Raw genomic sequence first — 14,626 nt, forward strand, 5'->3', positions numbered from 1 at the left:
ATTAATCATCAAAAAACGTTAATTCACCAATACTTAAAGCTAATCAACTCACCCCTAATGCCTTATAAACCGCATCTATCGGATCTAAATAGAAGATTGGTTGAACTTTTACAATTAAATCTGATGGAACGGTATAGAAGTCCCCTGCTGATGGTGCTGGTAGCAATATTTTCTTTGCACCTGCATCCACACAAACTTGAAGTATATTAGCTAATTCCTCTACTTTCGAAATCGTCCCACCTACTGTCATATTTCCAACAATCACAAGACCTTCCTGTACAGGTTTCTCTAACGCTCCTGAACAAAGACCGATTAATTCTGCAATTGCAACCTGAGCAGTTAATCCAATGCCCTGTAAGTCTGTAAGATGCATTAAATAATCCTTCGTCTTGGTACTAATCGAACTGCTGACACTCTTACTATTGGCAGTGAAATAACGGAATTCGGTATCAAGGCTTTCTTTTACCTCTCGATTAGAGCCTATACCCGCTTTATCAAACTTGCCTGTGCCACTGACAACTTGGTTTTCTAATTTATAAACACCTAACATACCTGTCAGTGCTTGACCTACAACATAGAGATCCTTATCTACCCAGAATACAATTTTATGCTGCTCGCCACTTTTCAACGGCTCACTAAATGCATCCTGTAATGTAGATTCTATTTGTTTAATATTCAAATGAATAACCTCATCTTATATTATAGCCGAAAACTCAAAAAAGCCTCTTCTAATTTTAGAGGCTTGTAAGGAATTCGGTGTATAGTATATGTTTTTTAAAACGGCTGCTCCGTTTCTAAATTATCCTTTTGAATAATTTCTTTCGATTCTTCATGCTGAAATTCATGAAGACAATAAAATTCTTTAAATTCTTCGTAAATTTCAAGAAACTGATTTTTCAATTGTTTCTTCATATCTACACCATTCTCATGCTGTTTAATGCATTTTCGACAAAGTTCTGGCATTTCCTTTAAAATGCTATTGCCATAAATATCATCTAAATAGGATACTTCATCTAAAAAAACATTTGCAAAAGTATAGCTATCGACTTCATCATTCAAAAAGCTCTTAAGTACATCGTTGCACCTATGAATTTGTGCAAAATCAAAATGAACATTACTATTTCCTATTAAGTCTATTTGCCTAACTCTTTCTATAGAATAACCATTCTCAAAGTATTCAAATTCCACGGTACTAACTAAATCTTGGGAAACTGTTCCAGCTATAACTTGTTCAAGATAATCATTAGCCAATGCAATATCAAAATCTAAAGGTTCAATACTATTGATATATCGGATGAAAGGATTTTTATCGTTCGTCTTCATTAAATAAACGATTAGCTCTTTAGCTGCTATTTTTTCGTTTATATTTTGCACTTGTAATGAGTCTTTCCTGAATTCCTGTAAAAATATCTTTTCAGCCTTAGACCCATACCTAATTTCATACGTATATAAATTTTGCTGTCTAGATAAACGTTTAATTGCTAAATAGTACTTTTTAGCAATTGAACCAATGACTCTACCAAAAAAATCTTTAAGTTCTTCGTTATTTCTAATGCTACCTGTAAAAAAGTCATCTTCGAAAATTCCAGTGTAATGCTGATTTATATAGCTCGATAATTCGAGCTTTTCTGCATTCAAATTCGTTGACACATGAAAGCGACCATATCTATGCTTATCATAAAATCTGCTTAATAATTGTAGAAAAGCATTTTCCCTCGAGCTTAGTCTAATATCAATATCATTTCTTAAAATACGATTATGTAGGTCTTGATGATTGTGACTTTTCAAGCTATCCTCAAAATCTGTAATATCCTCAATATTTTCAGATAATACGATTGCTACCTTCTGTAACCTCTCAATGCCAACAGCTAAATTATAGAGAAGCATGAACATTTCACTTTCAATATCAAATATATTAATTTGTTCAAGCTCTTTCATCCCATTATAAATAAATGTACCGGCAATTTCGATTTCTGTTCCCATTTTAAAGTTTTTGTAATGTAAGATTGGATCTTTAAATATATCTGTCATGCTTTGCATCCTCCTATATTCAAGAAATGTTAATGCTTAAACGATTTAGAGCTTCGAAAAAAAAAAAGAGTATTTTTAAATTTTAATAGGCTTAAAACCATATGATTCTATCAAGCTCTTTTCTTCATCAGTTAGAATCGGTACTGCCCATATTAAAGAATACTTAGCTCTTGAATTTGCGACATAACCGATTCGTCTCCCCTCTCCATTTCCATCTATCCATTTCTTCCAATGCCCATTCCCTTGCCCTGTATTTCTTTCACTAGATACCACCATCACTGAATCATATTCGTTTCCTTTAGCCATATGAATAGTATTAACTTTAGGGTAGTTATCATCGCTTGTAATAGAAGTAAAAGTTATCTCATTTTTCGCCGTTCCACTAGGACAAATAATCTTTACCTTACTAAAATCGCGGTCCTCTTTATCATATTGCTTCAAATTTTTATAAGCCTTATTTAATATACTGATTGCATTCTTCCTAAACAGCTTGTACCACTCACCATAAGTTTTATTATCAAAAGTCATTAACTCTGGATATTCATTAAACAAATTTAAATACTCCTTCAAAAAAATTCTCCATCTATATAATGAATCGATTGACACTGGACAATAATAACTTCTTTTGTTTTTCGTAATACCAAAATATTTTTGAAGACCCTGCCCTACTAATTCGAGAGCCTGAATTTGTTTGGAAGGAACCCCCTTATTCCAAAGGTGCAATGCCTCTAAGATTGGATGTGGGTTTTCTTGACTATTTCCTATAGTATCTTTTAATTTTTGTTGTCGGACTAACATTATGGAATTTTTAATGGCAATGTTATTGTCTTTAAGGAATTTTATATATTTATCTTTCAATGATTGAACATCATTATATTCATAATAACAAACGCTCTCTTGAACGAAATTACACGTTGCATGCCCAATCATTTTTTGACTAATAGATGCCACTTTGTTGGATACCTTGACAATTGAATCATGACTTCTAAAATTATTCGTTAATTTTAAACAATTAAAAGTTGCAACAACCTCTAATGTAGCTTCAGGATCAGCATCTTTAAATTCATATATAGCTTGATTTAAATCTCCAACAAAATGTACGGTAGCTCCTGCATCACCCAATATTTTTAAAATAGCCAGCTCAAGCCATGATAAATCTTGGCATTCATCTACAATAATAACAGGAAATCGTTTAACAACTTGCTTTGCTAAAAACGAATCATTCTTCAGAACATAATATGCTAAATGGTACATATCTTCAAAATTTGCAAAACCGTCCTTATAGAAAGCTGCTTTATTCTCTTTAAATTGATCCTTAATATAGTCATATTGTAAAAGCCAAGGCTGCTGTTTCTCTGTTCTTAAAGCTTGTACAAAATCTTGAAAAACTTTAGATTCATAATATTCTTTTAATGCTACAGAAGTATTGAATAAATTTATTTTGAAATCTTCTATTTTATTATCGTAATATACTTGATGTGCATAAATATTAATCTTCCCTCCAACGTTAGTAAAATACGGAGTTTCAAACTTATACTTAGTAAGCCATGAATTATTAAACACTGATGTATCTTTTTCAATTAGGGAATATGATTTATCAGCCTCCGATTTACTATTTTTTATAAACCTACTTCCGAATTTTTGTGAAACATATCCATGAATAAACCCCGTTAAAGTACCAATATAGTGTGGATGTAACGAGAATCTAATTAAATATTGATTCACCCTTTTTTGAATCATTTCAGTAGCTTCGTTTGTAAATGTTAAAATTGCTAATCCACCTGTTTGATTATTCCATCTATTTATTTCATAGGCCGCCTTCATACCAACCACTTCTGTTTTACCACTTCCTGCACATGCTTCTAAAAATATATTCTGAATAATAGGTGATAAAATATACTGTAATTGTTCTTCAGTTTTTTCTCGTACTTTTTCAAAGATAAAATTTTTAAATTCGTCCGAAATATTTGGATCACTTACTAAAACTTTCAAAATCTCTTGTTCCATTTCCCGTTTATTCATTCGCACCATTCATCCCCTTTACATGCCCAAATGATCGCCTGCTTAATATAGGTAGGTACTTTAAAATTTTTTTGTATTTTATGTAACTTTTCATTTGCTTCTAAATTTAATTTATTTACCCCACATATTTCCCCCTCAAGATAAGATGTCAAAGACTGAGCATACATCCCTTTGCCAACTTTCTCATCATCAATATGCGTAAATGTATATATTGCATCCTGTGCCTTTAAACTTATATCAGAATAAATATTATCTCGTTCAACAATTTCCTTACATGTTTTAAATACACTTCCTGCTTCAGACGGCCACAAACCTTTAAGAACCTCCGTCATTATTACAATATTGCCTTCCATCAATAAATCGTATTCAAAAGTTTTTAGTGGTGAACTATATAATCTAGCCCAATCGCTTTTATTAATATCCTCTTTTAATTTCAATGCACTATTAGCTCCTAAAACTCGTTCAGTTGGATAAACTTCTTTTAATTCCGTCGCTGGGTTGCCGCCCTTCATTACTAATTCACCATCATCATCACGAATTTCTACCTTTTGTTTTGCTGGGTCATTATCTGTAATACCTGCACAAAAAATCGGTAGTTTCTGAATTCCTGTTGCATCCTCAAAATTTGCAAATAGTTTCATGAAATGTGTAAAATTAATACCATTGATATTGATTACAGACACTCCTGCTTCTTCTAAAGAACTTGGCAATTGATCATTAGTATTTTTTGAGTTATACTCCGCTAGAACAATTTTAGCTAATGTTGGAATAAGCATTGCTTCACTTATCCCCTCAACTAAAATAATACCTTTTGAAAATAATAAAGTAGATTTTGTAATATCTAGCCAACGATTGAGATAATTTTTACTCTTACCTAAATCAATATTTTTTAGTGATGAAGCAACTATTTTTTCATCTAGATATGTAATGTGACTTAAATGATCTAAATCTACAGATGCCGCTAATACTGGTGAGTGCGTTGTAACAATAACTTGGATATTGTCTAATTCAATTGTTATATTTTCTAAATATTTAATAAATTTAATTTGTAATTGTGGATGTAAATGTGCTTCTGGCTCTTCAATTAATAAGACCGTCATCATATTTGTAGATTTTAATAATTCAAGTTCCGCAAATACAGTTGCTATATAAAGCAGATTATTGTATCCTAAGCTATTTACTGATATGTCTCTAAAAAACTCTTGATTCGTTTGCTTAACACCTGGGAAAAAGACCATTTTTATACTTTCTACAATTCGATTGAAGTTAGTTTCTGCAAACTGTAAATTAATGCTCTGACCAAGCCTACTTCCTAAAGCTTCTTCTAACTTTTTGTTTATACTGTTTCTAGCAGATTCCATTTCATTATAATCACCATTTGTATTAGTTGTGATTTGCTCATTAAAAGCTGAAACTTTTTCCACTAATGTATCTTTATTTTCACCATATTGCTTTTTTAACAATTGAGCCAATCGCGATTTTCTTCCATTAATTAATTTTTCTTCTGCATCTCTTAGAGGTGGCAAGTAAATACAATCAATGTATTCATACGTTTCTTCTTCAAAAATACTAGCTTTAGATGCTCCACCCCAAATTTCCTTTTTATAGTATCCCTTTCTATTTGGAGATGAATTTACTTCTAAATGCAGCTGTGCTTTAAATTTCTCATCACACCAAGTTAGAAAAGTTATTTGTTCATCCTGATTCAATGCCTCAAATGTTAAATCAATAGAAATTTTGGGGGCTATGTATGATTTGTCTAATGCAACATAAAAATCATCTTCACATATATTCATATAAGAAAATTCATTTTCTTTAAGTGCTAACCTTAAGGCATTAATAATTGTTGTCTTACCTGCTCCATTTTCACCAACTAATATATTTAAGCCCTTACTAAATTCAATTTCTGAATTTACTTTCGCGTTTTTATATCCTGAAATATTGAGTTTTGAAATATGCACTTTACTCCTCCTATACATTTATACCTATAGCACTTGTTAAGACAGATGAATATTCAATTTTCATTGTCATCCATCATTTACTCTCTTACAAGACTATTCCACTTATTAATTTTCATAATTTTCATAATTAAAACAAGTCTTCTTTTTCCACATTGCTGCTGAACGATTTTTGTAAAAATCCCATCCTTCATTAGCTTGTCAGAGTTATTTAAATACATACTATGTACATCTAAAATAAGTTCTTCTTCAGTTATCGCCTCTTGCCAATACGCATCTATTACATAGCCTTTGCCTGAAACACCTCAATTACATTATTAGTAAAATATTTATATCTTATTCTTACTTTATTCTCATCAAAGGTTTACTTCAAGTACAAAATCAAATACACAACCATTACTATGTTGATTATATACATTGAATCAGCAAGCTATGATGTAAGAAACTAAGCTCATTAACTTCTACAGATTTCAAGCCAGTGTATGGTTCAATCATTTTTGCCGATCCCGCTACTTAACGTCACTAAATTTGGCAAGCACTCATAGCTACTTTCCCATTTTAACTTCAACCATGGCAGCAAGTTCAGTAATGCAATATTTCTCTTACGTGTAAGGGATTGGTTAGGGGGATATTGCCGAAGTGAAAATGCCCTTCAACCCTTGATACTAAAGGACTCTTAATAAAAAAATGAAATATTTTTTTCAACTTTTTTTCGAAATTTTTTTCAAGTTTCTAACACAATTCCTGCTCTAATTAAGCTTAATATCCTTGGAAGAATCAAATAATAGTTTTATCAGTCAAATCCTACCAAGTATAAATCCCCCAATTTTATATAAATGTTATATAACTTATATCACTTTTCATATAAACGCGGCATGAATATTCGAGAACCCTATAGCTTTTTGATTTAAGTTGTATAAATATTGTATAAATTATATTGTTTTTGCATAAGTTATATAAATGTTATATAACTTTTCCGCATAATAGTTACATTATTTTGAACTGTAAGGGCTTTTTTCATTGGAAGAATCTAATTGTAGTTTTTTCGGTCATTCTCTTCCTATTGAATTTCTTTAAACTTATATAACAGTTGTATAAATGTTATATAAATGTTGTATAACTTATATCATTTTTCATATAAATGCGGCACTAATATTTGAGAAACACCCTATGGCTTAGTTGTATAAATGTTATATAACTTATATTGTTTTTTGCATAAGTTATATAACATTTACAACTTTTTCGCATAATAGCTGCATTATTTTGAATTGTAAGAGCTTTTTCATCGGAAGAATCTAATTGTAGTTTTTTTCGGTCATTTTCTTCCTATTGAATTTTCTTTAAACTTATATAACAGTTGTATAAATGTTATACAACTTAAATTAAAAATAGCATTTGTCATTTTAATGCTCGTTCAAATTGAAAAAACATATCGGAAGCAAAAAAGCATCACCAGTGTTTCAGAGCCAATCAGAAAAATTCTGATATACAGTGTTAAGAAATAAACTCGAACTTATGCAAAAAGATGAACTCGGCTTACAAGCACAAATACAGCTACTTCAATTGATTAAGCTATTTGTATAAAATATTGCATAACTAATGTCAAAAGAAAAAGCACGCAACGCTGTTTTAACAACGGAATGCTATCTAGTGATCTCCAAATCTGATGGGATGCATATAGCCATGTTACTACACATTTTAAGCATATATCTGATTCATTTTCCAACCAATTGCTCCTTTAAACACACTCGTTTTTACTGCTAAGGCATACTATTTCACGCTAAGAATATGTCGAAATTGTGACAACTGTGTACAACAAATTCCTATATGTGTGCACAGACACGTTTTTACCTTCGAACTAGAAGCAGGTATATGTGTTCATACATGCGTGCGTAAACCTATTTGTTGTCGTATCACTTAAAGAGCGAGAAAGAAAACAAATAGAAGCTTAGATAACATCTCGAGAATGGAGTAGGATGTCTAAGAAAAATAATAGACTTGAAACAAAAGAATAGCAGAGGCTCATTCTGCTATTCTTTATTTTAATAAAATTTATGAAGTTTAGAATATAAATCTTCTGCAAAGTTTGTAGCAATCTGATTAATACCTTCATTAGAATCAAAAATCTTTTCATAAGCTGTTTTATTCCGTTCCACATAGTCTGCAATTAGTCGAATAAACTTGGGTACTACTGTTGCAGTGAACATTTGTATTGGATTCTTACTTGCAGAGATGACACTTTTATCTTTCATCATTTCTTTCTCTGCTTCATCCCAAAGTTTTTTTACCACTAGCTTGTCTTGAGAAGTTAAGCCAATACCAAATCGAGAATTAATATCTTCAAGAATTTTCTCAAGTTTTTCTGGTTCTTCTTCTTGACGAGGATCTGCATCTATTGAAGGAACCTTAAACTCACCATCTTTAACTTCAAGTTCAATTTTTTGCTCTTTAACATCCTGTACAATTTTATATGAATCGAGTTCTATTTTATCTACGAAATTAACCGAATCGCTAGTTGTAAGTTCCAATACTGGTAAAAGTACGCGAGCAAAAACAGCTTCCTTTTCTAACTCTACATCATAAAGTGGAAATAGTTGACTAGTGTATTGATATGCTCTTACAAATTTACGAACAACATATCGGAAATTTTTTTGCGTTTCTTCATCCTGAATGTCCAAATACTCTCTTTGAATAGGTAGAAGCAGTGAATGAAGTCGTTCACGATTCAAATCCTCACCAACTTTAATATTAAACAGTTCGTATACTTGCTCAACATCTACATCGGAATAAACGCCAAATACTCTCATTTTATATTTGAGCTTATCCAATCCTTCATCGTCTGTCTCATTTACTAAGCCCGTTTCCGTATAATATGGTTGAAACGCTTTTTTTATATCCTCTGCATTGTTGACGAAATCTAAAATGAATGTATCATTTTTATCTCTCATCACTCTATTCACTCGTGACAGTGTTTGAACTGCCTTAATCCCTTGTAATTTCTTATCTACATACATTGTATGAAGTAATGGCTCATCAAATCCTGTATCATACTTCATAGCAACTATTAAAACCTTATATTCATTATGCTCATGAAATACTACCTTAGTTTGAGACTCTTTAATATTTTTTCCATTCGGACCTATATTCATATTAGGCTCTGTAAATGGTTTTAAGATTGTAGAAGGAACTCTTTCATCAATAACATCACCTGAAAAAGCGACTAGAGTCTTAATATCAGTATAACCTTTGGATGTAATATATTTTTCTATTTCCAATTTATAACGAACAGCTGCCAAACGAGAACTAGTAACTAACATTGCTTTAGCATTCCCATTAATTTTATGCATTACTTTTTCTCGGAAATGCTCCACTATAATAGCTACTTTTTGACTGATAACATATGGATGTAAGTCTTTTGCCCTAAGAATTGCTTTCTTTACTTCAGAAGGTTTAGCATCGACTTTCTTATACTCTTCACTCTTCTCTGCCATCTTATATGCTTCTTTATACGTTGTATAGTTTTTCAATACATCAAGAATAAATCCTTCTTCAATAGCCTGCTTCATCGAATAAATATGAAATGGATGGTACTTTCCATCATCTCTTTTCGTTCCAAATATTTCTAAAGTTTTATTCTTTGGGGTAGCTGTAAAAGCAAAGAATGATAGATTCCCTTGTTTCCCTGAAGCAAGACGGGAACGAACTAATTCATCCTGGTAATCCAGTTTGTTCGCTTCTTCCTCACCTTCAATTTCTGCGTAAAGTCTTAATTGTTCTTCAGGATCTCCAAGTCCAACTTTTAGGCTTTCCGCCGACTTACCTGACTGAGAAGAATGGGCTTCATCAGCAATTATTGCAAATCTCGCATTACTTCTAATATCTAATTCTTGATATATTTCAGGGAACTTCTGAAGAGTTGTAATAATTATTTTTCTCCCATCCTCAATCGCTTGTTTTAGCCCCCTCGATCCTTTTTTATTATCAATTGTTTCTACAAAAGAAGTAGTTTGTTCAAAACTTTTAATGGTATCTTGCAATTGCCTATCTAATACGCGACGATCCGTAACGACTATTACTGATGTAAAAAATGGATTCCGATTTTCATCTAGCATATGACTTAGAGAATAAGCTAACCAGGCGATAGAATTACTCTTTCCACTCCCTGCAGAATGCTGTATCAGATAATTAATACCTGTTCCATTGGCATAAACATCTTTCACTAACTTTCGGACAACATCAAGCTGATGGTAACGAGGGAAAATTAGCTTATCCATTTTCTTAGTTTTCGATTTTTTATCTTCTTTCCAGTCCAACTTCATGTAATCAGAAATAATAGTTAACATCATTTCAGGTCTAAGAACATCATCCCAAAGATAGTGAACAGGATATTGATTTGAAACAGACGGATTCCCTGCTCCACCAACTTTTCCTGCTCCATTACTTCCTTGGTTAAAAGGCAAGAAAAATGTCTCATTTCCTTCTAGCTTAGTAGTCATTTCTATATGGTACGGATCCATTGCAAAGAATACGAGCATCCGTTGATTAAATCTAAATATAGGTTCATTAGGTGAACGATTTTCTTTCCATTGCTTAACCGCATTCTTATATGTTTGATGAGTTTGTAGAGTCTTTAGCTCAATGCCTATGATTGGAAGGCCATTTACCATCAGCACTGTATCTATCGAATTTTTACCATCATAATAAAACTGCCGAACTATCTGAAATATATTTTTTTCAATTTTCTTACGACCATTCTCTCCATCATCAGGAACAATCAGTGTCTTAATACGTATATTTGCTCGTGTAAGCTTCACACCATTACGTAAAACTGCTAATAACCCATAGTCCTGTGTTTGCCTTTCAAAATTTGAAAGAAATTTTTCTTCAGCCTCATGCTTAAATACTTTTTGTAACTTTTCCCATTGTTCAGGCTGAGATGTCTTTACAAACTCCAACAATATTCTTGGAGAATATCCTTTTTTGACATTAAAACTAAGGTTATTAAATTTCTCAGAATTCCATCCATTTTGATTTAAAAATTTCTCGATATCCTTTTCAAAATCCTTCTCTCTATTGTCTGCCAATTAACTCCCCCACTTTCCTTCTACTGTTTATTCAACAACTTTTCGACCTGTTACATATTCAAAAATCAGAGATTTTTTATAACTTTCTAGCTCTAATATTATTTTAGTTTTTGATTCAATAAGCTTGTCTATTTCAACAACTTTCTTATCAAGATAGTCTGCAATTTCTTCTTGCTCTTCAAATGGAGGATTTGCAACAAGTATTGAAAGAAACTGTTCTGGGTAAGTTCTCCATCTCATCATCATTATTCCACGTCCTACTTTATAGCAGTCTGATTTAAAGTCAGTATCTCTAAAATAGTAATTATAATATCTTCGACTTACATTGGCATTTTCTCTTTTTCTATACACATCGTAGTCTGGACTTGTAACTCCAACATAGTCTGAATAACCAATTGATCCCATCCATGCAAGTAATTTATTGACTACTAAGTCGTCAACTTCTACTTTTTTATAATCTATTACTGTTACCGCTTTATTTCCTCTTTGTTCCATTTCTTTTCTTGGTTTTACACCAATCGCTGTGAAAAGTGAAAGTAGAGTTGCATTTTCATCAAGATTTCTCTCATCAATTACATGATACAATTCTTTTAACCGTCTAACCTTCCAATGCCTTGGAATCTTCTCAGCCCAACCAATTTCACTTTGTTGGAATTCGATGTTTGGATTTATTCCTTTTGTGACCACTTCTGTTATTAAACTTTTCTTGTATTGCTTTAACTGTTCAATTGAAAGTTTAGTATTCTCAAGTATGTCGTCAATAATAGTTACATCTTTGTCAATTGCACTAGCAATTTTTCCTTGAACTTCTAATGGCGGAATCCATATTTTAGTATCCAAGATCATCTTTTGAGTAATAGAATAAACTTTAATCCCTTGAACTTTCGATTGAATCTGACTCCGATATGAAAATGAATCAAACATATACCCAGCGTATCTGTAATTGATTATTTTTTTGGGTTTAGCAACAACGACATGATACCCAGCAAGAATCGTAGCATCCGAATCCTTAATAGAAATATTACCAGATCCTTCGATGTCTTCTGAAGTGTCAGCAAACACAACATCGCCTTTATCTAAAATAGCACTAGAATTATTTAGATATGATTCATCAACAAATGGTAGTCCCTCGGCTTCAAAAAAAATACCAGTTTTTGAATGAATTTGGCCGTAACTAATTACCGGAATTCCTTTTTCAACAAGATTTGCTTTTGTAATTGATAGTCCTTTGTTTGTTGAGTAATAAGTTTTAAAAGGTACCACTTTCCAATCCTCAGGTAAGCTCCATTTTCGTTTGAACGAAAGGTAAGATGACTCTTTACTATTCATCTACTTTCACATCCTTATTTGTCAGTTTTTCAAACGAAAGAATTATACTTTCTTCGAGAACCTTGATTCTTTCAGCAATAATCTCACTGGCCTCAGGCTTTACGTATCTAAAGAAAAGGCGAGTGAACGGAATTTCATAGCCAATTTTATCAAGCTTTTTATTCCACTTTGCATTTGGATTAAAAGGGTACACCTCACGAATAATATATTCTTCAATATCTTCACCGAAAGGAATATTTTCAGCTTCTTTTTCAATTTCTGGAATATTAGTCTTCTCGCCTTTTTTATTAAGTTTGAAAACTGTATTCCCTTGTGAGTCCTTTTTAACTGATTCAAGAATAATACGGGTATAAGCAAAACAATCATTGTCTAAAATCTTAGATTCTATAAATTTTTCGCTTGTCAGTGAGTAACTTTTCTCAGCAAAATCGCCATATGCTTGAACTATCAAATCCTTTTCTTCTCCTAATATATCTACTTTTTTATCACCTAAATTTTTCTTACGCTTAGTGAACATTCGAGATGCGTCAATAAGTTGAATCTTTCCTTTTCTATTTTCCGATTTATTGTTTGAAATAATCCAAATAAAAGTTTGAATTCCAGTATTATAAAATAAATCCGTTGGTAGTCCAATAATCGCTTCTACAAAATCATTTTTTATAAAATATTCTCTTATTTTTGAAGGGCCACTTCCCGGATCTCCACTATATAGACTAGATGCATTTTGAATAATAGCCATCCGACCATTCTCATTTAACTTAGAAAATCCATTAAGTAAGAATAACTGCTGACCATCACTGATTTTGGGAGTTCCTGGTCCAAATCTTCCTTCATATCCTTTCTCTCTGTGTTCTTTCTCAACAACAGATTGTTCTTTCTTCCAAGGCTCACCAAATGGCGGATTAGAAATACAAAAATCAAATTCATATCCTTCAAACTGATCGTTAGAAAGTGTATCACCAAATTTCATATTCTCTGGATTTTTCCCACGAATTAACGCTTCGCTTTTTGCAATTGCAAATGTCATTGGGTTCAACTCTTGACCATATAGTTCAACATTTAATGTATTATTTAAATTCACTAGTCTATCTTCCATGACTGTTAACATTTGGCTGGTACCCATAGTTTGGTCATAAACTGTAATTGTTTCACCTTCTCCATTAATCACATCTTCTGCACCTGCAAGAAGCAAATCTGTCATTAATTCAACAACATCTCTCGAAGTAAAGTGTTCCCCGGCTCCATCACCAATTGCTTCAGAAAACTTTTTAGTTAATTGTTCAAAAACATATCCCATTTCATCAGTTGAAACTTTATCAGCACTAAAGTCTGCTGAATCTTTGTTAAATTCCTGTATAATAGGAAACAACATATTAATATCGGGATCAGCAAGTTCTTTAATTTTTTCTCTGAACTTAAATCTATCAATAATATCTTGAATATTTTCAGAAAAACCGTCTAAGTACTCATTAAAATTTTCCTCCAAATTCTTCGAACTCAACAGTGAACTAAACGTCCAACTTGAAGTATTATAAAAATCAAATCCAGATGCTTTCTTCAATTTTGTATCTAGAAAAGCTTTAGGAATGCTATTATCATTAAAAGTATTTATAACCGATTCCCGAGTCGGTAACAGCGTATCATGTAATCTTTTTATAACAGTAAGAGGCAAAATAACTTCGCCATATTCGTGTTCTTTATAATACCCCCTTAAAATATCTGCGTTATTCCAGATTAGAGACGCTTTTTGATCCATTGAAACATTATTAATTCCAGACATATTTCACTTTCTCCTTATGTTTTAATTTGAGTCTATTGTAACAATTGGCAATAGATATTCATAATCATTTTGAAAAAATAATGTAAACCAGTGGACATGATACACAAGTATTCATAGAACCAAAAAAATTTATCCTTCTTTCAAATAACGAAATGTAATACCTCTCTTTTTAAAATGCTTATTTAGACAAAAGAAAAGACCTTACTAAGTAAGTAAAGGTCTTATCACAAATCCCATTATTCCCAAAATAAAATGGATAATTTCAATTACAATTATAATAAATATTTTTTATTAATATTCCCATGAAATTATATACCCATCAATAAGAGTTTTCCAGAACTTTTAAATGAAAGAGTCTTTTTACCTTTGGGTATGAAGGAAACAGCTTGGCAAACTAAGGATAATGATACTTTAGTAAAAGA

Annotated in this window: 8 protein-coding genes; all 8 read right to left on the reverse strand. The window is 31.8% G+C overall.

Annotation, left to right across the window (positions count from 1 at the left end; all coding sequences use genetic code 11):
• Positions 1-43: 43 nt before the first annotated feature.
• Complete coding sequence (locus C9J31_RS19110) at positions 44-679, reverse strand: S16 family serine protease (RefSeq protein ID WP_238602037.1); 636 nt, start codon at positions 677-679, stop codon at positions 44-46.
• Positions 680-774: 95 nt separating this feature from the next.
• On the reverse strand, positions 775-2,031 hold the full coding sequence (locus C9J31_RS19115; RefSeq protein ID WP_107949279.1) for a hypothetical protein: 1,257 nt from the start codon (positions 2,029-2,031) through the stop codon (positions 775-777).
• Positions 2,032-2,106: 75 nt separating this feature from the next.
• Complete coding sequence (locus tag C9J31_RS19120; RefSeq protein ID WP_193767015.1) at positions 2,107-4,053, reverse strand: ATP-dependent helicase; 1,947 nt, start codon at positions 4,051-4,053, stop codon at positions 2,107-2,109.
• On the reverse strand, positions 4,050-6,014 hold the full coding sequence (locus C9J31_RS19125; RefSeq protein WP_107949283.1) for an ATP-dependent nuclease: 1,965 nt from the start codon (positions 6,012-6,014) through the stop codon (positions 4,050-4,052). Before C9J31_RS19125 ends, C9J31_RS19120 begins: the two co-directional genes overlap by 4 nt.
• Before the next feature lie 77 nt (positions 6,015-6,091).
• On the reverse strand, positions 6,092-6,292 hold the full coding sequence (locus tag C9J31_RS19130; protein ID WP_107949284.1) for a TIGR04540 family protein: 201 nt from the start codon (positions 6,290-6,292) through the stop codon (positions 6,092-6,094).
• 1,761 nt (positions 6,293-8,053) lie between these two features.
• On the reverse strand, positions 8,054-11,095 hold the full coding sequence (locus C9J31_RS19135; protein WP_107949286.1) for a type I restriction endonuclease subunit R: 3,042 nt from the start codon (positions 11,093-11,095) through the stop codon (positions 8,054-8,056).
• A 27-nt stretch (positions 11,096-11,122) separates the two neighbouring features.
• Positions 11,123-12,424 (reverse strand): restriction endonuclease subunit S, encoded by a 1,302-nt coding sequence (locus C9J31_RS19140; protein ID WP_107949288.1) that lies wholly within the window; start codon positions 12,422-12,424, stop codon positions 11,123-11,125.
• Positions 12,417-14,204, reverse strand: coding sequence for a type I restriction-modification system subunit M (locus C9J31_RS19145; RefSeq protein ID WP_107949290.1), 1,788 nt, complete (start codon positions 14,202-14,204; stop codon positions 12,417-12,419). Before C9J31_RS19145 ends, C9J31_RS19140 begins: the two co-directional genes overlap by 8 nt.
• Positions 14,205-14,626 lie beyond the last annotated feature (422 nt).

It is taken from the genome of Lysinibacillus parviboronicapiens (assembly GCF_003049605.2).
In the GTDB taxonomy this organism is placed as follows: domain Bacteria; phylum Bacillota; class Bacilli; order Bacillales_A; family Planococcaceae; genus Lysinibacillus; species Lysinibacillus parviboronicapiens.

Bases quoted from the DNA above. Each gene is read 5' to 3' on its own strand.
- C9J31_RS19115 (WP_107949279.1), bottom strand. From the start codon at position 2,031: ATGACAGATATATTTAAAGATCCAATCTTACATTACAAAAACTTTAAA.
- C9J31_RS19120 (WP_193767015.1), bottom strand. From the start codon at position 4,053: ATGAATAAACGGGAAATGGAACAAGAGATTTTGAAAGTTTTAGTAAGT.
- C9J31_RS19140 (WP_107949288.1), bottom strand. From the start codon at position 12,424: ATGAATAGTAAAGAGTCATCTTACCTTTCGTTCAAACGAAAATGGAGC.
- C9J31_RS19145 (WP_107949290.1), bottom strand. From the start codon at position 14,204: ATGTCTGGAATTAATAATGTTTCAATGGATCAAAAAGCGTCTCTAATC.